Genomic DNA, 20,217 nt, shown 5'->3' with positions numbered 1-20,217 from the left:
GGACGGGCCGCACTCAGGCGCGTGTGGTGGCATTGCACCGTGACGATCATTCGCTCCGTCCTGCTGTTCGCCCTCGCCGCGCTCGCCGAGATCGGCGGCGCCTGGCTGATCTGGCAGGGGGTCCGCGAGCACAAGGGTGTGCTCTGGATCGGCGCCGGCATCGCCGCGCTCGGCGCCTACGGGTTCGTCGCCACCCTGCAGGCCGACGCGAACTTCGGCCGGATCCTGGCCGCCTACGGCGGCGTGTTCGTCGCCGGCTCGCTGGGCTGGGCGATGCTCGTCGACAAATTCCGGCCCGACCGGTACGACGTCATCGGCGCCACCGTCTGCCTGATCGGCGTCGCCGTCATCATGTACGCACCCCGGGGTTGACCCCGACCGAAGTAGCTCAGTAATAATTGAGTCAATGAACGCTGAGGCATCGTCCCTTGCCGCGCGAGCCCGGGTGCACGCCGCTCTCGGCGACCCGGCCCGCCTCGCCATCGTCGACGCGCTCACGCTCGGCGACGCCTCCCCCGGCGAGATCGCCACCGGCCTGGGCATGCCCACCAACCTCGTCGCCCACCACGTCAACGTCCTGCGCGAAGCCGGGCTGCTGGTGAGGACGCGCTCGGAGGGCGACCGCCGCCGCACCTACCTGCGGCTCGTGCCCGGCGTGCTCTCCGCACTCACCGCTCCACGGCTCGACAGCGCCGAGCGAGTGGTGTTCGTCTGCACCCACAACTCGGCTCGCTCACAGCTGGCCGCCGCGCTGTGGCGCGACCGCGTCGGCGGCGACGTCGCGTCCGCCGGGACCCTTCCGGCGCAGCGGGTCCATCCCCGCGCCGTGCGGGTCGCGCACAGGCACGGCCTGGCCCTCGACCCGGCCGGCACTCACCACGTCGACGACATCGTCCACGACGGCGACCTGATCATCGCCGTCTGCGACAACGCCCACGAGGACCTCACCGGCCCGGTCCGCCCCCGCCTGCACTGGTCCGTGCCCGATCCCTCCCGCGCCGACACCGACGAGGCGTTCGAGGCCGCGTACACCGACCTCGCCGACCGCATCGACCGGATCTCGCCGGTCATCGACACCCGCGCCGGCCGCGGCTGACCCGCTCAACCTGGAGTCCCATGCACCGGATCACATGGTGGCGGCGGCTGCTCGCCGAGTTTCTCGGCACCGCGCTGCTGGTCACCGCCGTCGTCGGCTCCGGCATCATGGCGGTGGAGTTGTCGCCGAACGACGTCGGCCTGCAGCTGCTCGAGAACTCGGTCGCCACCGCGTTCGCCCTCGGCGCGCTGATCCTCATGTTCGGCCCGGTCTCCGGCGCCCACTTCAACCCGGTGGTCTCCGCCGCCGACTGGTTCCTGAGCCGCCGCACCGGCACCGGGCTGACGGTCAAAGGCCTCATAGGGTACGCCGCAGCGCAGACGACAGGAGCGATCACCGGCTCGATCCTGGCCAACCTGATGTTCGGCCTGGCGCCCGTGACCTTCTCGGCCAAGGACCGCGCGGCCGGGCACCTGTGGCTCGGCGAGGTCGTCGCCGTCGCCGGTCTGCTCCTGCTGATCTTCGCGCTGGGCCGGTCCGGCCGCGCCGCGGTCGCCCCGGCGGCGGTCGGTGCCTACATCGGCGCCGCCTACTGGTTCACCAGCAGCACGAGCTTCGCCAACCCGGCCGTCACGATCGGCCGCGCCTTCACCGACACCTTCGCCGGTATCGCCCCGGCGTCGGTGCCCGGCTTCGTGATCGCCCAGCTCGCCGGCCTGATCATCGGCGCCGGTCTCGTACTGGCGCTCTACCCCACCGCACGCCCGATTCTCCAGGGGAGCAGCTCATGAACGGCACCAGGCCCACCGTCCTGTTCGTCTGCGTACACAACGCCGGCCGCTCCCAGATGGCCGCCGGCTGGCTGCGCCACCTCGCCGGCGACCGGGTCGAGGTCCGCTCCGCCGGCTCCGAGCCCGCCGAAACCGTCAACCCGTCCGCCGTCGAGGCGATGAGGGAGGCCGGCATCGACATCACCGGCCAGACCCCGGCCAGGCTCACCTGGGACGCCGCGCGGGAGTCCGACGTCATCATCACCATGGGCTGCGGCGACGCCTGCCCGGTCTTCCCCGGCAAACGCTACGAGGACTGGAAGCTGGAGGATCCGGCCGGCAAGGGCGTGGACGCGGTCCGCCCCATCCGCGACGACATCAGGTCCCGCGTCGAGGTCCTGCTCGCCGACCTGCTCCCGCCCGCCTGACCGCGCCGGCCGGGTCAGGGTGCCGACCGCCGTCGCCTGCCGGCAACGAGCCAGACGCCCACCGCCACCAGCAGCAGCCCGGCCGCCACGGCACCGCCGAGGACACCGCCCGGCACACCCGCTGACTCCTCCCGGGCCGCGGCGGCCGATGCCTGGGACACCGGCACCCCGGTGGCCGATGCCTGCGGCACTGCCGCCGCGGGCAGGACCGGGTCGGCGAGGGTGAACTCGTAGGAACCCTGAACCGTGTGGCCGTCGACGGACACCACCCGGTACGCCACCGTGTAGGTACCGTTCGCCAGCGACCCGGTCAACGTGACACTGCCGGTCGACTGCTCGACGACGGCGGGCGCTGCCGGGACCCGCTGCCTGCTCGCATCACTGATCACGATCGTCGTGTAGTCCGGGTTGAGGCGCTCGCTGAACCGAAGAGTGACCGTGCCGGGCGCCTTGACCAGGACGCCGTTCTTGGCCGGGTCCGCCGACACGAGCACGGCGTGCGCCCACGCCGGCACGCTCGGTGTCAGGACCGCCAGCAGCGCCACGACCGGCAGGAGCGGCCGCCTCATGCCAGCACCTGCTCGCCGATCCAGCCGCCCTCGGCGCAGCCGGGCGGTATCGCGAAGACCGCGGAGCCGATCGGGGTGATCCATTCGTTGAGCAGGTCCTTGTCGGCGAGTCGTTGCTGGATCGGGACGAACTGGGCGGCGATGTCCCGTTGGTAGGCCGCGAAGATCAGGCCGCAGTCCGGTACACCGGCGGCGTCTGGCATGCCGTCGTAGTTGTACGGCCGGCGCAGGATCTTCAGCGCCGGATCCTCGATGCGGGCCCGGGTGACGTGGGAGAAGTCCGGCATCAGCGGCAGGCCGGAGGTGTCCAGCACGGCGAAGTCCGGTACGTCGTGCTCCTGACTGCCGCTCAACGGCGCGCCGGACTCCATGCGGCGCCCGACCGCGTTCTCCTTGTCGGTCACCGACAGCTTGTCCCACGTCTCCATCTCGGCACGTACCCGGCGCACCACGAGCGTGCTGGAGTTGTCGGGGTTCCACACCGCCGGATCGATCTCCGCGCCGCGCGGGTTGGCGGTGCCGTCGAGCTGGCCCATCACGTTGCGCTGGGTGTGCTCGGGAGCGTGCACCCCGGGGCTGCGCCGGAATCCCGTCTGCACCCAGCGCACCGTGGCGAACGGGCGGGCATCCTTGATCAACATGCGCTGGGCGTGCGCCACGGTCAGCGGGTCGTCGGCGCAGATCTGCACCAGCAGGTCGCCGCCGGACCAGCGGTCCTGGAGCCGATCGATCTTGAAGCGGGGCAGGTCGGCGACCGGGGACGGCAGCCTCGCGGCCCGGAACAGGCCGGGCCCGAAGCCGAAGGTGACAGTCAGGCGGGCCGGCAGGACGGCCAGGGTCGCATCGGTGTCACCCAGGGCGGCAACACCCTGGGTGAGGCGGGCGGCGTCGTCGGTGAGCAGGCGCAACATCCTGCCCAGCGCCCGCCGGTCGGTGCCTCGGGCCAGGGTGAACGCCACGAACGAGGCGTGTGCGGGCGGGTCCTCGGCGATACCGGCCTGGCGCGGGCCGTGGAACCGTACGGTCCCCGTACCGATTCCGGAAGGTCCGGACGACGCGGCCGCAACCGGCCCCTGGCCGGCCCCGGCAACCACGCCGATGCCGGCCACCGCGCCGCCGGCGAGCAGACCGCGCCTGCTCACCGGCAGAGGTCGTGGCGTCACGGGGCGCTGCTGCCCATCGGCATGCCGGACGGCGACATGCCCGGCTCGTAGCTCTCCTCCGCCCCGGCGAACGGCTTGGCGATCGCGGTGAACGGCACAGCCGTGCCGTCGCCGAGCCTGAGGGTGAACGACACCTGGTCGCCGGGCTGGATCGCGGCGGCCGGCTTCATCAGCATCAGGTGGTCACCGCCGGGCGCGAGTTCGTGGCTGCCACCGGCCTTGATCACGAAGCCGCCCTCCTTCGGCTGCATGACCATCTTGCCGTCCTTCATGGTCATCTCGTGCAGCTCGATCGGCGACGCGGGCGACTCGGCCGCCGTGATGGTGATGTCGGCGGCGGTGGCGTTCTGCAGGATGCCGAAGGCGGCGGTCATCTCACCGGCCGGCCCGGCCTTGACCCACGGGTCCTTGACCGTCAGCGTCGTGGCCACCATCGCCGACGGCGTGGGCGCGGGAGTCCCCGCACCCGCGGCGTCATCGTTGCCGCCGCATCCGGCCAGGCCGAGAGTCGTCATGGCGCCGGCCAGCACCACTGCCGCGAGGGTCCGCCGGCGAGAGCCGTGGATGAGGGTGGTTGGCATGATGTCCGTTCCTCGAAGGGGGTCTGCGCTGAGTTGGTCTCCTCTCAGCTCCGGGAAGTTCCCGCACCCTTCGATTCGCGGGGGAAAGTTCACATGCCGGGGCCGGGCGGCCTACACGGCGAAGGGCGCTCCGGCGGCTGGATCATCGCGAGCCGGAGCGCCCTTCGTTGTCGACACGACGCGAGCGCCGCCCCGGGTGGTGGGTCACGGCCAAGCAACACCCTCACCCTTAAAGTCATCATCCTGCAGTTGCCATAAACTTGCAATAGGCCATACTGGGCCCCTCCGAACCGATTCATCACCGGAAGGTTCCCGATGGCCGTTTACACGCTGCCCGACATGCCCTACGACTACGGCGCGCTGGAGCCCGCCATGAGCGGGCAGATCCTCGAGCTGCACCACAGCAAGCACCACGCCGCGTACGTCAAGGGCAGCAACGACACCCTCGACCAGCTGGCCGAGGCCCGCGACAAGGGCGACTACTCGACCCTGGTCGGGCTGGAGAAGACCCTGGCGTTCAACCTGTCCGGGCACGTGCTGCACTCGATCTTCTGGAACAACCTGCGGCCGGGCAGCAGCGCCGACCGGCCCGAGGGCGAGCTCGACGCGGCGATCGCCGAGCACTTCGGCTCGTTCGAGGCGTTCTCCGCCCAGCTGTCCACCGCCACCAAGGGCGTGCAGGGCTCCGGCTGGGGTGTGCTCGCCTGGGAGCCGCTGTCGCAACGGCTGATCGTGGAGCAGGTCTACGACCACCACGGCAACGTCGGGCAGGGCTCCACGCCGATCCTGGTCTTCGACGCCTGGGAGCACGCGTACTACCTGCAGTACAAGAACGTCCGCCCGGACTACGTCGACCGGCTGTGGAACCTGGTCAACTGGGCCGACGTGACCAAGCGGTTCGACGCGGCCCGCGCCGCCGGCAACCCGATCATCGTCGCCCCGTGACCGGCACCGGCCCGCAGGACACCGGCCCGGGGCGCGGTACCCCCGCGGACACGGGTCCTGGGCCGGTGTTCCTCAGCGCGCAACAGGCGGCCGGAGTCGTCGCGGCCAAACACCGCGGCGACTTCGCCGGCGCCGAGGAACTGCTGACGGCGATGGGTGACGAACGGGCCCGGGCACGCGGCTTCTGCCTGCTCGCCGAACTCGCTCTGAACCTCGTCCGCGCCCGGACCGGCCAGACGATGGACGATCTCGTGCGGGAACTGAGCCTGCTGATGGCGGACGCGGCGCAGGGCGGGCCACCGGGAGACGACGACTGACGTCGCCGGCCCGGACACCTCTCGTGGTGGTGGGTGTTCGCCGCAGCGCGGAACGCCACGCGGTGCTGACCACCATGAGTTTCCGCACTCACGGGTCGCCGTACAGACTGCCACCGGCCGCGGGCGGAGCGGATGTCTGTCAGGTGCGGGTCCAGAGGTGGACCGGGACGGTGGGGAACGCGGCGGTCAGGAACTCCTCGGTGCGGCGGTCGCGGAGCAGGCAGTCCGGCCAGTGATCCAGCAGGCCGGGCAGGTCTCGGTGGCCCAGGAGCAGCTGGAGCAGGGCGGCCGGTGGGATCGCGGCGTGGACCGAGGGGCTGGTCGGCGGGCTGACCTCGCCGGGTACCGCGTGCACCGCCTTGAGCGTCCCGTCCTCGAACTCCAGCCGGGCGGCCCGGCCGTAGGTGTCGATGGTCAGTTCCGGTTCGGGCCAGCGCAGGCCGGCCGCCTGCCAGCGGGCCCGGAGCGCCGGTTGCAGCCGGGTGAGCAGGCCGATCGGGTCCGCGGCGCGGACGTACCAGCCGCGGGGGCGTTGCGGCACGCCGTGCGGACCGTGCAGGACCAGCGGGTGCCGCGGGTCGAGCAGGAACCGGACGGCGGTGAACGGCCGGCCCTCGGCGGCCTCGAACTCCCGGCCGGCCTGGCCGAGGTAGGCGTGCATCACCGGGGCCGCCACGGGCCAGTCCTCCGGGCGGAGAGCGCCGGCCGCGACGACGAACACATCGCCGGCGGTGGAGAGCCGGTTGCCGTACACCAGGTACGCCACCACGTCGGTGCCGCTCACGAGCACCGCCACCGCGCGCCGCACGAAGTCGGCCGCCCGGCGCCCGGCGATCTCGTACTGCCACACCGCGACGTCCCGGGGGCAGGTCCACACGTCATCGGCCGCGAGCAGCCGGTCGAGGTCGGCGAGGGCGTACGCGTCAGCGGCCGTGGCGGGCCGCATCGAGAAGTCACCGGCGTCACCGCGCGGCGGGAGCTCGGCGGCGGGCAGTGTGGGCGCGCCGTCGTTGGCCAGCGCGTAGTCGTAACCGAGCCGCCGGTAGAAGTACGGGATCCCCTCGATCATCTGGATCGCCACGCCGTCGGCCGCGTGCCGCTGGTGCAGCGCCGCGAACAGCTGCTCGGTGAGCCGGTTCCCCCGGTGCTCCGGTGCCGTGCCGACGAGTTCGATCTGGGCGACGGGAAGCCGCACCCCGGTCAGCGCCCAGTCCTGGCGCAGGCTGACGAGGCTGGCGACCGGGCGGCCGGTGGCGGGGTCCTCGGCCACCAGGAAGTCGTCCGGTGTGACCGACGGATGCCCGTCGAGCAGGTCGTGGACCCAGGCGGCGATGCCGGGGTGCGGTTTCCCGCCGGTCACCCGCTGGAGCTGGACCGATGCTTGCAGGTCGGCCAGCTCGGCGGCGTCGGACGGCCGGCCCGGCCGGATTAGGTAACGAACAGTCCCCGTTGTCATACCTTACGTCTAGCAGACTCACGGTGGGAAGAACAGGTAGGTGGTGGCCGTCAGCACCGGCAGCATGATGAGCAGCGCGATCGCCGCGTACGCGAAGAAGTGCGGCATCCGGACCCCCCGGTGCTCGGCCACCTCCTTGACCATGAGGTTGGGCCCGTTGCCCAGATAGGTCAGTGAGCCCATCATCACCGCGCCGCAGGCGATCGCGAACAGCAGGCTGTTGCCATCGGGTGTGCTGGTCAGGTCGGCCAGATAGCGCGGATCGCCGATGCCGATGCCGAGTTGGCCGGCCGCGACCGAGGTGAAGGCGAGGTAGGTGGGCGCGTTGTCCAGTGTCGACGACACCGCGCCGGTGGCCCAGAAGTACTGCCACGGGTGGTGCAGGCCGATCTCGTCCGCGCGGGCGTTGAGGATCAGCAGTGGCTGCGTCATGGTGACGAACACGCCCGCGAAGAGCACCGCGACGGACGCGATCGGGCCGAACGTGAAGTGGTTGCCGTCGTGGATCGCGCGCGGGGTGAGCCGGTACGACGCGTACGCGATGCCCAGCAGCGCCAGCTCGGTCAGGCCGTGGGGCAGGGTGACGGCGCCCTTGGCGAGCAGGACGAGGACGACCGCGGCGAGCAGCAGCAGGTTGCGGCGGCCGGCCAGGTGCAGCGGCTGGTGGGCGATGAGTTCGTCCATCAGGCCGGTGTCGCGGTCGCGGCGTTCCTCGCGGTTGACCACGGCCTGGTCGATCAGGTTGAAGATCAGGATCAGGACGCCGTTGACGAAGAGCCACGGCGCCCACAGCCGGAAGGTCCAGTCGAACGGCACGCCCTTGAGGAAACCCAGGTAGAGCGGCGGGTCGCCGATCGGGGTGAGCAGGCCGCCCGCGTTGGCGACGATGAGGATGAAGAAGACGACCAGGTGGGCCCGCGTGCCGCGCCGGGCGTTGGCGCGCAGGAACGGGCGGATGAGCAGCATGGCGGCGCCGGTGGTGCCGATCACGTTGGCCAGGACCGCGCCGATGGCGAGCATGCCGGCGTTGGCGAGTGGGGTTCCGGCGAGGGAGCCGCGGATCTCGATGCCGCCGGCGATGACGAACAGCGCGGCGAGCAGGGCGACGAACGAGAGGTATTCGGCGAGCGAGTGGGTGAGCGCCTCGGGCCCGCCGTGCCGGAGCAGCAACTGGGCGGCGGCGGGAACGGCGAGCGCGGCGACGACGAGTGCCTTGTTGCGCAGCCGGGCCCACCAGCCGGCGGCGAGCACTTCGAGCAGCGCCACCGCGATCAGCAGGGCGGCGAACGGTACGGCGCTCCAGAGTGGCAGCTGGTCGCCGAGTGTCTCCATACCGCGCTCAGCCGCCGGAGCGCAGCAGTTCGGCGGAGTCGGCGAGCATCGCGCCGGGGTCCGCGGTCGCGCCGGTGAACAGTTCGAACGCGGCGACGGCCTGGTAGACGCTCATCGGGACACCGGGCAGTGTGGCGGCGCCGGCGGCTCGGGCGGCGATGAGCAGAGCGGTGTCGGCGGGACGGTAGACGAGATCGGCGACCCACAGATCGGGGCGCAGGTCGGCGGCGGCGACGGGTGAGCCGGGATGGTGGGCCATGCCGACCGGCGTGGCGTTGATGACGCCGTCGGCGGTGGCGAGCAGCGCGCTCTGTCCGGCCGGAACACCGGTGGCGACGCGCTCGGCGCCGAACTGCCCGGCCAGGACCCGGGCCAGCTGATCGGCGCGGTCCTGATCCAGGTCGACGATCGTGAGGCGGCGGGCGCCGAGGGTCAGCATGGCGTGCGCGACGGCCGACCCGGCACCACCGGCGCCGAGTTGGACGACGTGGTCACGGGACACCGACGGGAAGTGTTCGGCGAAGCTGGTGCGGAACCCGTACCCATCGGTGTTGTGGCCCTTTGCGGTGTTGTCGTCGAAGACGACGGTGTTGACCGCGCCCAGCAGGCGCGCCTCGGCGGACAGGCCGTCGAGATGACGGATGATCTCCTGCTTGAACGGGTGGGTGACGTTCAGGCCGCGATAGCCGAGCGCGCGGGCCCAGTGCAGCAGGTCCGGCAGGTCGGCGGCGCGCAGGCCGAGGTCGTGCGAGTCGATGGTGGTGTAGAGCAGGCGGATGCCGTGCCGATCGGCCTCGTGCTGGTGCAGCAGCGGCGAGTGGGACTGCCGGATGCCGGCGCCGACGAGGCCGATCAGGACGCGAGGGGATGGGGTCACCGTGCTGGTCAGGCGGAGGCCCGGATGCTCTTGTAGAGCTCCAGGTTGGCGCCGGTGTAGTGGGTGTTGAAGAAGGCCTCCGCCTTGCTGATGAAGGCGGTCCGGTCGACCTGGTCGATCTCCACGACGGTACGGGTGGAGTCGGCCCGCCACCCGTCGAGAACCTTCTCGGTCTCGTCGTCGACGCACTTGCGGTTCTCGGCCCGGATGTCGTGCACGGCCTTGGTCAGCGCGTCCTTCTGCGGCTGGCTCATCTTGTCGAGCGTCTTGTCGGAGATCACCACGTAGTGCACGCCGACCTGGTGGTTGGTGAGGCTGGCCGCCTTGAGGATCTCGTCGAACTTCTGCGCGTGGGTGGCCACCACCGGGTTCTCCTGGCCCTGTGCGACGCCCTGCTGCAACGCCAGGTAGAGCTCCTCGACGGCGATGGCGACCGCGTTCGCGCCGAGCGCCTTGGCGTTGGCCAGGAACTGCGGGGTGTTGGGGAAGCGGATCTTCAGGCCGGCGAGGTCCTCGGGCTTGCGGATCGGCTTGGTGGCGGTGAACGTCCGCATCCCGAAGTACCAGCCGTCGAGGACGGTCGTGTTCGTGGCGGTGTTGAACTCGGTGAAGAACTGCTCACCGTTCTCGTCGACCCACTTGAAGAAGTGATCGATGTCGTTGAAGGCGTATGCCGCGTCCAGGACGCCGATCTTGGGGAAGGCGGTCGACATCGCGGAGCCACCCTGCAGGTCCATGTCGATGTCGCCGCTCTGCACGGCGGTGAACCGCTCGGCGTCCGGGCCGAGCTGGCTGTTGGGGAACATGTCGATGGTCAGGTTGAGGTCCGGCTGCGCCTCGATGCGTTCCTTGAGCAGCTTCATGCCGCAGTAGTAGTTCGGCTGGGTCTCCGGCTGGGAGCTGCCGATCTTGAGGGTGAGTGCGGGGTTCGCGCCCTCGGCAGCGCCGGAGTTGTCGGCGGTGGTGCATCCGGCGGCGAGAAGGACGAGCGCCAGGGCGGCGGCGATGCGTTTCATGGTTTCTCCCGAATGTCAGAATCCGAGCAGGTTGGGTAGCCACAGCACGACACCGGGCAGTGCGGTGACGACGATCAGGACGAGCAGCAGCGGGACGAGGAACGGCGCGACGCCGCGGAAGATGACGTCGACCGGTTTGCCGGTGACCGAGCTGGTGATGTAGAGGACGCTGCCGACCGGTGGGGTGAGCAGGCCGATCATCAGGTTGATGATCATGACGACGCCGAAGTAGATCGGGTCGATGCCGAATTCGACGGCGATCGGCAGCAGGACCGGCACCGTCACGAGGATGATCGCGGTGGCGTCGATCAGGCAGCCGAGGACCAGCAGGATGAGGTTGACCAGAATCATGAAGACCCACGGGTTGCTGGAGACCCCGGTGAGGAACTCGGCGACGTCGCGGGACACGTGCGCCCGGGTGAGGATCAGGCCGAGCAGCGCCGCGGCACCCAGGATCAGCATGATGCCGCCGGTGATGACCGCGGTCTCCCGGGCCGCCTGCAACAGCACCCGGGCCTTCGCCGTGCGGTAGACGACGCCGAGGATCAGCATGTACGTCACCGCGACCGAGGCCGCCTCGGTCGGGGTGAACGTCCCGGAGAGAATGCCGCCGAGCAGGATCACCGGGGTGAGCAGCGGGCCGACGGCGCCGATCGAGGCACGGGTGAACCGGGACCGGTCGAACGGCACGGAGGTGAACCGGGACCGGCGGGCGGTCCAGATGAAGATGTAGACACAGAGCCCGATCGCCATCGCGAAGGCGGGCAGCACCGAAGCCGCGAACAGCGCTCCGGTGGAGACCGTGGCGGTCGCCGCGTAGATGACCGCCGGGATGCTCGGCGGCATGACCGGGCTGATCAACGAGGACGCGGCGGTCAGGCCGGAGGCGAAACCGTGCGGGTAACCGGCCTTGACCATCTGCGGGATCTGCATCTTGCCGAGACCGGCGACGTCGGCCAGGGCGGAGCCGCTCATCCAGGAGAAGCCGACCGCGGAGCCGACGTTCACGTACGCCAGGTTGCCGCGCAGGCGCCCCAGGCCGGCCAGGCAGAACTCGTAGAGCCGGTCGGCGATGCCCAGCCGGTTGGCGAGCACGCCGACGAGGATGAACAGGGGCACGGCCAGCAGCGGGAAGCTGTTGAGGCCGTCGAAGGTGGTCTTCAGGGAGAAGCCGGCCGAGCGGCCGTCGGCCAGCGCCCACCACAGGCTGGGCCCGATGAAGGCCAGCCCGACGGGGACCCGGATCAGCAGGAGCACGGCGATGGCGGCGCCCACCATCCACAGTTCGAGGATCATCTCGCCTCCGCCGCGTCGAAGGGTGCGTCCTCGTGGCCGGCGGCGAAGACGCGGACGACGGCGCGGATCGCGCCGGAGGTGAAACCGATCAGCGGGACGGCGTAGAGGATCCACAGCGGAATGCCGAGTGCGGCGGTGTGCCGGCCGGCGTAGACCACGATCAGGTTGTAGGCCTCCCAGGCGAGCGCCGCGCAGATCACCGCCGTGCACGCTGCGGAGATCGCCTTGACCACCGTGAAGGCCCGGCCTTTCACCAGGTAGTCGATGATCTGGATGGTGATGTGGCCGTTGTTGCCGATCAGGTAGCCGACCATGATGAAGGTCAGCACGATCAGCGAGTAGCCGGCGAGTTCGCCGACGCCCTGCCAGTTGAGCGCGGGCACGTAACGGCTGATCACCTGCCACAGGACGCTCAGGAAGATGACCGTGAGCGCCACGACGGCGATCCACAGCTCGATCGAGCCCCAGGCGCGCAACATCGCCGGTTCCCGCCAGCCTTGCTCCCGCTCCGCCTCAGCGGCGGAGTCCGGCCGTGTGCGCCGGCGGAAGGGGACGGATCTGGTCAACGAACGACCTCCTGCCGCTCAGATGAGGAGTTCCGCTAGGCGGACCGACTGGACCGCTCCGTGGACTGCGTGTAACGTACGGGCGTCCGCCGTTCCTGACAAGAGCCCGAGTCCGGACCGTTACGGATGTGTGAATCCGCACCCGGGGCAGGAGAATCGTGGCGACACGGGCAGGATGGTCTGCGGCCGTGCACCAGGAGGCCGTGCACCCGGAGGCGAGGAGAGTGGGTTCCTTGGAGGCGCCGGATACGACCGCGGCACCCGCCGAAGCCGTCGACCAGCAGGGCGTGCGCAGCGTGCAGCGCGCGCTGGGCATCCTCGGCCTGCTCACCGACGACCGGCCGATCGTCTCGGTCCGCGACATCGTGGAGGCGACCGGGCTGGCCAAGACCACCGTGCTGCGCCTGGTGTCGACGCTCGAGCACAACGGCCTGCTCTGGGCCACCACCAACGGATACATGGCCGGGCCGGGCCTGTGGCGCTGGGCCCATCTGGCCCGCAAGAGCTGGGAGCTGCCGCCGGAGACCCAGCTGAGCATGCGTGAGCTCGCCGCGCGCCAGCGCGAGACCGTCAACCTGTACGTCGCCCGCGACATCTACCGCGTCTGCGTCGCCCAGCAGGAGAGCCCGCAACCGCTGCGCCACGTGGTCCGCGTCGGCGACGAGCTGCCGATGTGGGCCGGCGCCTCGTCCAAGGTCCTGCTGCGCGACGCCACCCCCGCCCTGCTGGAACGCATCGCCAGGGACTCGCCGCGGGGCCCGGAACACGTGAGGGTCATGCGGGAGTGGATCGACGAGGCCGCCCGGGTGGGCTACGGCGAGAGCCACGGAGAGCGCGAGGCCGGGCTGTCCGCCGTCGCCGCGCCGGTTCTCGGCCGCTCGGGCGGCGTGGTCGCCGCCCTGGCCCTGAGCGGGCCCTCGATCCGTTTCACCCCGGACCGGGTCGCCGAGTTCGCCGACGACCTGAGGGCGATGGCGCAGCAGATGTCCGAGCGGGGCTTCGACCGCCCGTTCGGCGCGCCCGCCTGACCGGGTCATTCCAGCACCACCGTCGTGCCGGTGCGCGACGAGGTGTACACCGCCTCGACGATCTCCAGCGACCGCACCGCGTCCCGGCCGGTGACCGCCGGCTCCCGGTCCTCGCGCAGGGCGGCCACGAAGTCCGCGACCTGCATGGCGTGGAACGGCGCGAGGTGCTCGTGGACGGCGGCCAGCGGCAGGTCACCGGAACCTTCCGGCACGGGCCCCGCGGAGCCGACGCCCTCGGGGAACTCGGTCACGCCCGCCACGCGGCCGGCGGCGTCGGCGACCCACACCCGCGCACCGCGACCCGGCCGGAACGTCGTGCCGGCCTGCACCGTGGCGATCGCGCCGGAGGCGAACTCGACGAGCGCGCCCGCGGTGTCCTCCACGTCGATGAGGCCCTGATGGACGAGTGTGGCGCAGCGGCCGGTGACCCGCCGGGCCCGGCCCATGTACCACTGCAGCAGGTCGATGTGGTGGATCGCCTGGGTCATCAGCACGCCACCGCCCTCGGTCGCGCGGCTGCCGCGCCACGGTTCGGCGTAGTAGTCCGCGTCCCGGTTGAACCGGGCCACGACACCGCCACAGATCGGCGGGCCCAGCCGCCCGTCGTCGATGGCGGCCCGGATCCGGGCGGCCGCCGGCCAGAACCGGCGCTGGAAGATCACTCCGAGACGGATCCCGGCCGCCCCGGCGGCCGCGATCATGCGGTTGGCCTGCGCCACGTCGAGCGCTATCGGTTTCTCACACAGCACATGTACGCCGTGACGCGCGGCCGCCAGCACGCCGGCCTCGTGTGCTCCGTGCGGGGTGCACACCGTCACCGCGTCCAGGCCGCGCGCCAGCATCGGCTCCGCGTCCGCGTAGGCGTGCGGTATCCCGTACTCGGCGGCGAAGGCGTGCGCCCGCCGCGGCACGGTGTCCGCCACCGCGAACACCTCGACTCCGGCCGTCGCGCGCAACGCCGCCACGTGGTTGCGCGCGATCGCACCGCAGCCGAGGATCCCTATTCGCATCGTGGCCCGGCCAGCCCGCGCATCGCCAGCTCGTAGACGTCCGCGCCGAAGCCCGCCAGGAAACCCGTGGACGCGGCGGCGGTCAACAGGTTGCGGTAGAGCGGCTCGCGGCCGAACACGTTGGTCAGGTGCACCTCGACGACCGGTTCGACGAGCATGCGCAGCGCGTCGTACAGAGCGACCGAGGTGGTGGACAGGCCGGCCGGGTTGATGATCACCGCGGCCGACGCGTCGTACGCCCGGTGCACCCAGTCGATCAGCTGAGCCTCGGCGTTGGACTGCCCGAAGAACAGTTCGAAGCCGAGCTCCGCGGCCTGTTCCCGGCAGCGTTTCTCGATCTGTGGCAGGGTCACGCGCCCGTAGAGCTCGGGCTCCCTTCGGCCCAGCATGTTCAGGTTCGGCCCGTTGAGGACGAACAGCCGCCCGGTCACGGCTGGTAGACCTCGATCTTCCCGGTGGAGCGCGGGCTCGCCGGGTCGTTGAAGAAGTACTCGCCGGCCCGGCCGAAGGTGTACGTGTACGACTCCCCCGGCGCGAGCAGCACGTCGAACAGCCCCTCGAAGAACTGCGTGACCCCGCGCGGGCCGGCGTTGCCCGGATGGTTGGTGAACGTGACGGTCGTGCCCACCGGCACCCGCAGGTGGGTGGGCGCCATGCTCGCGACCGTGAACGACTCGGTGGTGCCGGTCGTGGTGCGGCCGATGACGACGGTGTTCGACACGGTGGCGCCCTCGACCGGCGCTCCGGACACCGGACGGCGGATCACCGGCGGGGGCGGGGCCGCCACCGGGCCGAGGGCACCGTCGATCTCGAAGGCCCACAGGAAGTCGCCGCGGGGTGCCGAGTTGCCGTACGGGATGCTGGTCCCCCCGGCGAACACGGCGAGGTACTCCTTCCCGCCGGCCCGGTACATGATCGGGCTGGAGCTGATGGCCGCCCCGGTCTGGAAGCGCCACAGCTCGCGGCCGGTGCGCGCGTCCATCGCGAGCAGGTTGCCGTCGGGCTGCCCGATGAACATCAGGTCGCTCGCCGTGGTGAGGATGCCGTTGCCGTGCGCCAGGGAGTACGGCATCCGCCGCTTCCAGCGGACCTGGTTGGTGCTGACGTCGACGGCGACGATGCCGCCGGTCTGGTACTCGCCGGGCGGGCGCAGGCCGTTGGACGCCTCGGTCAGCGAGTGCGCCGCCGCCACGTACCCGTAACCGGTGTAGACCAGGCCGGTGCGGTGACTGAACGACAGGTGCGACCAGTCGGCGCCGCCGCCGTGGCCGGGGATGGACAGCACCGGCACGTCCCAGTGCGGGTCGTAGAGGGCGCCCCGCACGTAGTTCGGGACCGCCCGGTTCGGGTCGCCCGGCACCGACGTGCCCAGCGGCTGGTCGACGACGCGCTGCTCGGTCCAGCCGCCCTGCACCGGGAACGGCTGGGTGGGCCACGTCTTCTGGCGCGGCTCCTGCGGCACGGGCCGTTCCACGACGCCGAGCGGCGCGGTGCCGTCGGTGCGGTCGAGGACGAAGAACATGCCGGACTTGCTGCCGTACACGACGACCTTGCGCTTCCGGCCGCGGATGCGCACGTCGGCCAGCACCGGCGACATCACGTTGTCCATGTCCCAGATGTCGTGGTGGATGGACTGGAAGTGCCACCGGTACGCACCGGTGCGCATGTCCAGCGCCACCAGGGAGTTGGCGAACAGGTTCTGCCCGCCACGGGCCGAGCCGTCCTGCGAGGAGTTGTTGCCGCGCGCGTTGCCGAACGTCCAGAACGTCAGGCCCAGCTCCGGGTCGACGGCCGGGTGGATCCACGGGGTGGCGCCGCCCTCGGCCCAGGAGTCGCCCTCCCAGGTGTCGTTGCCGAACTCGCCGGGCCCGGGTGTGCCCCAGAAGTGCCAGAGCACCTCACCGGTGCCGGCGTCGAGGGCGATCGCCGCGCCGCGCGGGCCGTCGTTGGTGCCGCAGAACAGCAGGCCGTCGTGGTAGACCACGGCAACCTTCTCGATGTTGCCGTACCCGTCGACCTGCTTCTCCCAGACCACCTGGCCGGTCTGCTGGTCGAGCGCGATGACGTAGTTGTCGTTGGATTTGGTGAACACGTGCCCGCCGCCGACGGCGACGCCCCGGCGGGTGAGGGCGCCACGGGTCTGCTCGTAGCGCCACCTGGTCTGCCCGGTGACGCCGTCGACCGCCACGACGTTGCCGAGCGCGGACTCGATGTAGAGCACGCCGTCCACGGCCACCGCGGTGCTCTGGCTGTTGCCGGTGCGCAGGCCGCCCTCGATCGAGTTCGTCCAGGCGCCGCGCAACCGGCGTACGTTGCCGTGGCCGATACGCCGCAGCGAGGTGTAGTTCTGGTTGCCGAGGTTGCCGCCGACCTTGGGGAAGTCGGCGTCGCCGGGGGTGTCGAAGACCTTGAGATCGGCGGCACCGGAGCGGCCGCCGGCCGCCGCGGGTGTGCCGGAGACCGCCAGGCCGGTGGCTGCCGCGGCAGCACCCTTGAGCAGGTTACGTCTGTCGATGTGGGCCACGCGTGTCCCCTCTACTCGAATACGCCCTGGTAGATGTCCTTGATGTTCCAGTGCCCCGGTGTGGGCACCGGCTCGTTGACCATCGGTACGTCGATCACCGCGGGCCGTCGTGCGGCGAGTGCGGCGCGCAGGGCGTCACCGAACTCCCCGGCGGCCTTCACGGTGTAGCCATCGGCACCGCAGGCGCGGCCGAGCGCGGCGAAGTCGGGGCTGTACGGCTCCCCGTCCGGGCCGGTGAAGTCGCATCCGTGGCTGCGACCGAAGCTGGCGGCCTGCAGGTCGCTGATGGTGCCGTGGGAGCGGTTGTTCATGACCACGAAGATGACCGGGGCGCCCTGTTCGACGGCCATCGGCAGGGCGGGCAGCTGAGCGCCCATACCGCCGTCACCGATCAGCGCGACCACGGTGCGGTCCGGCTCGGCGATCTGGACGCCGACGGCGGCGGCCGGGCCGAAACCCATGGTGGAGGCGCCGCCCGGAGTGATGAACCGGCCCTCGGCGGGCAGCTCGTAGCACTGGGCCACGCCGTTCTTGTTCCAGCCCACGTCGGTGACCAGGACCGCGCCGGCGGGCAGGATCGCCCGCAGATCGGTGAGGATGCGCTCCGGCCGCAGCGGGAACCGGTCGTCGGACCCCCGCCCGCGGCTGTCGGCGAACAGCGTGCGGCGAGCCCCGGAGATCGTGTCGCGCAGTCCGTCCCGCCGCCGTGGTTGCGGCCGGCGGGCCCGGACAGCCGCGTCGACGGCCCGCACCGCGCGGGTGACGTCGGCGACGGCGCCCACGGTGACCGGGAAGTTGCGGCCGATCTCGGCCGGGTCGATGTCGATCTGGATCAGCCGGCCGGGCGGGAACTGCCAGGTGTAGCGGCGGTCCCACGAGCTGGCGTCGGTCTCGGCGAACCGGGTCGCCAGCGCCAGCACGACGTCCGCCTCCCGGGTGTACCGGTTGGTGATCTCCAGTCCCCAGAAGCCCGGCATGCCGAGCAGCAGCGGATGGTCGTCGGGCAGCGTGCCCTTGGCCATCAGCGAGTGCACGACGGGGATGTCCAGGTGCTCGACCAGCGAGCGCAGCGCGTCGAGACCGGGGCCCCGGCGCAGGCCGCCACCCAGGTAGACGAGCGGGCGCTCGGCCTCCAGCAGCAGCCCGGCGATGCGGCCGGCGACGTCGGCGGGCAGGTCCGGGCGTTCCGCGACCGCGAGCGGGTAGGCGGTGGCCGTCTCGCTCGGGACGGGACGGGAGAAGTGGTCCATCGGCACGCTGAGCAGCACCGCGCCCGGCCGGCCCGAGGCCGCGGTCCAGAACGCGCGCTCGGTGAAGCGGGGCAGGTCGGCGACCTGGTGCACCTGCCAGGCCCGTTTGACGAAGGGCCGGTATATGGCGCTCTGGTCGGCGTCGGCGTGCAGGTTCACCTCCTGGTGCGGGTGCCGCCCGCGGTAGTAGGACGGGATGTCCCCGGCGATCGCGACCAGCGGCACCGAGTCGAGTGCGGCGGTGAGCACCCCGGTGACCGCGTTGGTCATGCCGGGACCGACGTGCAGCAGCACCACGCCGGTGCGGCCGGTGGCACGGGCGTACCCGTCGGCGGCGTGCGCGGCCGCCTGCTCGTGCCGGGCGATGACGAACTTGATGCCGCTGCGCCCGATCGCGTCCAGCAGTGCGATGTTGGTGTGCCCGCAGGTGCCGAAGATGTGGTCGACACCGTACGACTCGAGCTGGGCCACCATCGCCTCCGCCGCCGTGACCGTGCTCATCGGGTGCCCTCCTGGTCGCCGTACAGGGACGTGCCGCGCAGCAGCAGCGTCTTGATCACGGTGTAGTCGTCGACCATCCAGCGCGGCGACTCGCGCCCGAACCCGGAGTCCTTCACCCCGCCGAACGGGACGTGGTCGAGCCGGAAGTTCGACGACCCGTTGACGACCAGCCCGCCGACCTCCAGCTCGCGCCAGGCGGTCATGATCCGGCGGATGTCATGGGTGAACAGCCCGGCCTGCAGCCCGTAGCGGCTGTCGTTGCAGGTCACCAGGACATCGTCGAAGTCGTCGAACGGCGTGACGCTGACGACGGCGCCGAAGACCTCGTCGCGGATCAGCCGGGCGTCCGGCGGCGGTGCCGCCACCACGGTCGGGGTCACGACGGCGCCGTCGCGGTCACCGCCGGTGGTGATGGTGGCGCCGGCCGTGGCCGCCTCACGGGCCCAGCTGACGACCCGCTCGGCGGCGTCGTCGTCGACCATCGATCCGACGGCGGTGTCCGGGTCGAGGGGGTCGCCCACCCGCAGTTTGCGGACCGCGTCGGTGAACAGGTCGAGGAAGTCGCCGTAGCGGCGCCGGTCGACGTAGACGCGCTGCACCGAGATGCAGCTCTGCCCGGAGTTGCTGTACCCGGTGGCGGCGCAGACGCGAGCGGCGGCGGTCAGGTCGGCGTCGTCGCACACGATGGTGGCGGCGTTGCCGCCCAGCTCCATGACCAGGCGTTTGGCACCGGCGGCGCGGGCCACGGCGGCGCCGGTGGCCGGGCTGCCGGTGAAGCTGATGACGCCGACCTCCGGTGCCGCGCTGAGCGCCGAGCCGATCTCCCCGCCGCCGTGCAGGACCTGGACCGCCTCGGGCGGCATCCCGCAGTCGAGCAGCAGGCGCACGACAGCCGCGGACGACGCCGGGGCCTGCGGCGGCGGTTTGACGATGGTGGTGTTGCCGGCCGCGAACGAGGCGGCGAGCTTGTGCGCGAGCAGGTTGGCCGGCGCGTTGAACGGGGTGATCGCCAGCGCGACACCGACCGGCGCCCGGTGGGTGAACGCGGTGTTGCCCACGCCGCGCGCCCAGCCGGCGACCGGCAGCACCTCGCCGCCGACGCGCCGCGCCTCGGCGGCCGACACGGCGAACGTGTCGGCGACCCGGTCGATCTCGCCGCCGCCGTCCCGGACCGGCTTGCCGAGCTCCAGGGCGAGCAGTCTCGCCAGGTCGTCGCGGCGGCGGATCGCCTCGGCGGCGGCGCGGTCGAGGATGTCGGCGCGCGCGGCGGGTGACATGCGGGCGACGGCCTTGGCGCCACTGCGCGCGTACCTCAGGGCTGTTCCGACATCGTCGTCGTCTGCCTGCCGGGCGGTGGTGACGACCTGGCGGGTCCACGGGCCGACGCGCTCGGACTGCGCCCCGGTGGTCACCCACGAGCCGGCGATCAGGCATCCAACCTCGGCCATCTCCACTCTCCCTCAGCGATCCGCGTGGTGGTCCATATAGACCGTCCTGTGGACTAGGTGTAACGTACGGGCCGCGAAGTCGCCTGGCAATGGCTCACGCCGAT

General features: G+C 71.4%; 21 protein-coding genes. 7 read left to right on the top strand and 14 right to left on the bottom strand.

Features of this window, described 5'->3' with window-relative positions; all coding sequences use genetic code 11:
- Nucleotides 1-39 precede the first annotated feature (39 nt).
- The 4 genes from AB0M02_RS34490 to AB0M02_RS34475 are packed head-to-tail and all read left to right on the top strand — an operon-like array spanning nt 40 to nt 2,234.
- Nucleotides 40-372, top strand: coding sequence for a YnfA family protein (locus AB0M02_RS34490; protein ID WP_364234685.1), 333 nt, complete (start codon nt 40-42; stop codon nt 370-372).
- A 34-nt stretch (nt 373-406) separates the two neighbouring features.
- Nucleotides 407-1,096: a helix-turn-helix domain-containing protein gene (locus AB0M02_RS34485; protein WP_364234683.1), complete on the top strand. Its 690-nt coding sequence runs from the start codon at nt 407-409 to the stop codon at nt 1,094-1,096.
- 20 nt (nt 1,097-1,116) lie between these two features.
- A complete protein-coding gene (locus tag AB0M02_RS34480) occupies nt 1,117-1,827 on the top strand; it encodes an aquaporin (protein WP_364234681.1) in 711 nt (236 codons plus the stop codon).
- On the top strand, nt 1,824-2,234 hold the full coding sequence (locus AB0M02_RS34475) for an arsenate reductase ArsC (protein ID WP_364234678.1): 411 nt from the start codon (nt 1,824-1,826) through the stop codon (nt 2,232-2,234). The genes AB0M02_RS34480 and AB0M02_RS34475 overlap by 4 nt, the downstream gene beginning before the upstream one ends.
- 14 nt (nt 2,235-2,248) lie before the next feature.
- On the opposite strand, the gene AB0M02_RS34470 is transcribed toward AB0M02_RS34475, so the two are convergent.
- The 3 genes from AB0M02_RS34470 to AB0M02_RS34460 are packed head-to-tail and all read right to left on the bottom strand — an operon-like array spanning nt 2,249 to nt 4,547.
- Nucleotides 2,249-2,803: a copper resistance CopC family protein gene (locus AB0M02_RS34470; protein WP_364234676.1), complete on the bottom strand. Its 555-nt coding sequence runs from the start codon at nt 2,801-2,803 to the stop codon at nt 2,249-2,251.
- Complete coding sequence (locus AB0M02_RS34465) at nt 2,800-3,945, bottom strand: Dyp-type peroxidase (protein ID WP_364234872.1); 1,146 nt, start codon at nt 3,943-3,945, stop codon at nt 2,800-2,802. The genes AB0M02_RS34470 and AB0M02_RS34465 overlap by 4 nt, the downstream gene beginning before the upstream one ends.
- 17 nt (nt 3,946-3,962) lie before the next feature.
- Nucleotides 3,963-4,547, bottom strand: coding sequence for a copper chaperone PCu(A)C (locus tag AB0M02_RS34460; RefSeq protein WP_364234674.1), 585 nt, complete (start codon nt 4,545-4,547; stop codon nt 3,963-3,965).
- Between the two features lie 315 nt (nt 4,548-4,862).
- On the opposite strand from AB0M02_RS34460, the gene AB0M02_RS34455 reads away from it, so the two are divergent.
- Complete coding sequence (locus tag AB0M02_RS34455; protein ID WP_364234672.1) at nt 4,863-5,492, top strand: superoxide dismutase; 630 nt, start codon at nt 4,863-4,865, stop codon at nt 5,490-5,492.
- Nucleotides 5,489-5,809, top strand: a complete 321-nt coding sequence (locus tag AB0M02_RS34450) for a superoxide dismutase (protein ID WP_364234670.1) — start codon at nt 5,489-5,491, stop codon at nt 5,807-5,809. Before AB0M02_RS34455 ends, AB0M02_RS34450 begins: the two co-directional genes overlap by 4 nt.
- 139 nt (nt 5,810-5,948) lie before the next feature.
- Here the strand turns inward: AB0M02_RS34450 and AB0M02_RS34445 are convergent, their stop codons facing one another.
- The 6 genes from AB0M02_RS34445 to AB0M02_RS34420 are packed head-to-tail and all read right to left on the bottom strand — an operon-like array spanning nt 5,949 to nt 12,352.
- The gene (locus tag AB0M02_RS34445) at nt 5,949-7,265 is read right to left on the bottom strand and encodes a GNAT family N-acetyltransferase (RefSeq protein ID WP_364234668.1); all 1,317 of its coding nucleotides are present in this window, start codon (nt 7,263-7,265) and stop codon (nt 5,949-5,951) included.
- Nucleotides 7,266-7,283: 18 nt separating this feature from the next.
- Nucleotides 7,284-8,597, bottom strand: coding sequence for a sodium:proton antiporter (locus AB0M02_RS34440; protein WP_364234666.1), 1,314 nt, complete (start codon nt 8,595-8,597; stop codon nt 7,284-7,286).
- Nucleotides 8,598-8,604: 7 nt separating this feature from the next.
- Nucleotides 8,605-9,474 (bottom strand): shikimate dehydrogenase, encoded by an 870-nt coding sequence (locus tag AB0M02_RS34435; protein ID WP_364234663.1) that lies wholly within the window; start codon nt 9,472-9,474, stop codon nt 8,605-8,607.
- 8 nt (nt 9,475-9,482) lie between these two features.
- Nucleotides 9,483-10,490 carry a DctP family TRAP transporter solute-binding subunit gene (locus AB0M02_RS34430; protein ID WP_364234661.1) on the bottom strand — a complete coding sequence of 336 codons (1,008 nt, stop codon included), beginning with the start codon at nt 10,488-10,490 and terminating at the stop codon, nt 9,483-9,485.
- A gap of 15 nt (nt 10,491-10,505) precedes the next feature.
- Nucleotides 10,506-11,786 carry a TRAP transporter large permease gene (locus tag AB0M02_RS34425; RefSeq protein ID WP_364234659.1) on the bottom strand — a complete coding sequence of 427 codons (1,281 nt, stop codon included), beginning with the start codon at nt 11,784-11,786 and terminating at the stop codon, nt 10,506-10,508.
- A complete protein-coding gene (locus tag AB0M02_RS34420) occupies nt 11,783-12,352 on the bottom strand; it encodes a TRAP transporter small permease subunit (protein ID WP_364234658.1) in 570 nt (189 codons plus the stop codon). Before AB0M02_RS34420 ends, AB0M02_RS34425 begins: the two co-directional genes overlap by 4 nt.
- Before the next feature lie 233 nt (nt 12,353-12,585).
- On the opposite strand from AB0M02_RS34420, the gene AB0M02_RS34415 reads away from it, so the two are divergent.
- Entirely contained in the window at nt 12,586-13,380 is a 795-nt protein-coding gene (locus AB0M02_RS34415; protein ID WP_364234656.1) for an IclR family transcriptional regulator, read from the top strand.
- A gap of 5 nt (nt 13,381-13,385) precedes the next feature.
- On the opposite strand, the gene AB0M02_RS34410 is transcribed toward AB0M02_RS34415, so the two are convergent.
- The 5 genes from AB0M02_RS34410 to AB0M02_RS34390 are packed head-to-tail and all read right to left on the bottom strand — an operon-like array spanning nt 13,386 to nt 20,113.
- Nucleotides 13,386-14,390 (bottom strand): Gfo/Idh/MocA family oxidoreductase, encoded by a 1,005-nt coding sequence (locus AB0M02_RS34410; RefSeq protein ID WP_364234655.1) that lies wholly within the window; start codon nt 14,388-14,390, stop codon nt 13,386-13,388.
- On the bottom strand, nt 14,381-14,821 hold the full coding sequence (locus AB0M02_RS34405; RefSeq protein ID WP_364234652.1) for a type II 3-dehydroquinate dehydratase: 441 nt from the start codon (nt 14,819-14,821) through the stop codon (nt 14,381-14,383). Before AB0M02_RS34405 ends, AB0M02_RS34410 begins: the two co-directional genes overlap by 10 nt.
- The gene (locus tag AB0M02_RS34400) at nt 14,818-16,914 is read right to left on the bottom strand and encodes a PQQ-binding-like beta-propeller repeat protein (protein WP_364234651.1); all 2,097 of its coding nucleotides are present in this window, start codon (nt 16,912-16,914) and stop codon (nt 14,818-14,820) included. The genes AB0M02_RS34405 and AB0M02_RS34400 overlap by 4 nt, the downstream gene beginning before the upstream one ends.
- Nucleotides 16,915-16,925: 11 nt before the next feature.
- Entirely contained in the window at nt 16,926-18,665 is a 1,740-nt protein-coding gene (locus AB0M02_RS34395; RefSeq protein WP_364234649.1) for a thiamine pyrophosphate-binding protein, read from the bottom strand.
- On the bottom strand, nt 18,662-20,113 hold the full coding sequence (locus AB0M02_RS34390) for an aldehyde dehydrogenase family protein (protein WP_364234647.1): 1,452 nt from the start codon (nt 20,111-20,113) through the stop codon (nt 18,662-18,664). The genes AB0M02_RS34395 and AB0M02_RS34390 overlap by 4 nt, the downstream gene beginning before the upstream one ends.
- Nucleotides 20,114-20,217 lie beyond the last annotated feature (104 nt).

The sequence above is a fragment of the Actinoplanes sp. NPDC051861 genome, from assembly GCF_040681145.1.
Lineage (GTDB): Bacteria > Actinomycetota > Actinomycetes > Mycobacteriales > Micromonosporaceae > Actinoplanes.
This window is presented reverse-complemented; position numbering and strand designations above follow the sequence as displayed.

Excerpts from the sequence above, each read along its gene's own strand:
- AB0M02_RS34485 (WP_364234683.1), top strand. The coding sequence starts at position 407 with ATGAACGCTGAGGCATCGTCCCTTGCCGCGCGAGCCCGGGTGCACGCC.
- AB0M02_RS34480 (WP_364234681.1), top strand. The coding sequence starts at position 1,117 with ATGCACCGGATCACATGGTGGCGGCGGCTGCTCGCCGAGTTTCTCGGC.
- AB0M02_RS34475 (WP_364234678.1), top strand. The coding sequence starts at position 1,824 with ATGAACGGCACCAGGCCCACCGTCCTGTTCGTCTGCGTACACAACGCC.
- AB0M02_RS34470 (WP_364234676.1), bottom strand. The coding sequence starts at position 2,803 with ATGAGGCGGCCGCTCCTGCCGGTCGTGGCGCTGCTGGCGGTCCTGACA.
- AB0M02_RS34460 (WP_364234674.1), bottom strand. The coding sequence starts at position 4,547 with ATGCCAACCACCCTCATCCACGGCTCTCGCCGGCGGACCCTCGCGGCA.
- AB0M02_RS34455 (WP_364234672.1), top strand. The coding sequence starts at position 4,863 with ATGGCCGTTTACACGCTGCCCGACATGCCCTACGACTACGGCGCGCTG.
- AB0M02_RS34445 (WP_364234668.1), bottom strand. The coding sequence starts at position 7,265 with ATGACAACGGGGACTGTTCGTTACCTAATCCGGCCGGGCCGGCCGTCC.
- AB0M02_RS34440 (WP_364234666.1), bottom strand. The coding sequence starts at position 8,597 with ATGGAGACACTCGGCGACCAGCTGCCACTCTGGAGCGCCGTACCGTTC.
- AB0M02_RS34430 (WP_364234661.1), bottom strand. The coding sequence starts at position 10,490 with ATGAAACGCATCGCCGCCGCCCTGGCGCTCGTCCTTCTCGCCGCCGGA.
- AB0M02_RS34425 (WP_364234659.1), bottom strand. The coding sequence starts at position 11,786 with ATGATCCTCGAACTGTGGATGGTGGGCGCCGCCATCGCCGTGCTCCTG.
- AB0M02_RS34410 (WP_364234655.1), bottom strand. The coding sequence starts at position 14,390 with ATGCGAATAGGGATCCTCGGCTGCGGTGCGATCGCGCGCAACCACGTG.
- AB0M02_RS34395 (WP_364234649.1), bottom strand. The coding sequence starts at position 18,665 with ATGAGCACGGTCACGGCGGCGGAGGCGATGGTGGCCCAGCTCGAGTCG.
- AB0M02_RS34390 (WP_364234647.1), bottom strand. The coding sequence starts at position 20,113 with ATGGCCGAGGTTGGATGCCTGATCGCCGGCTCGTGGGTGACCACCGGG.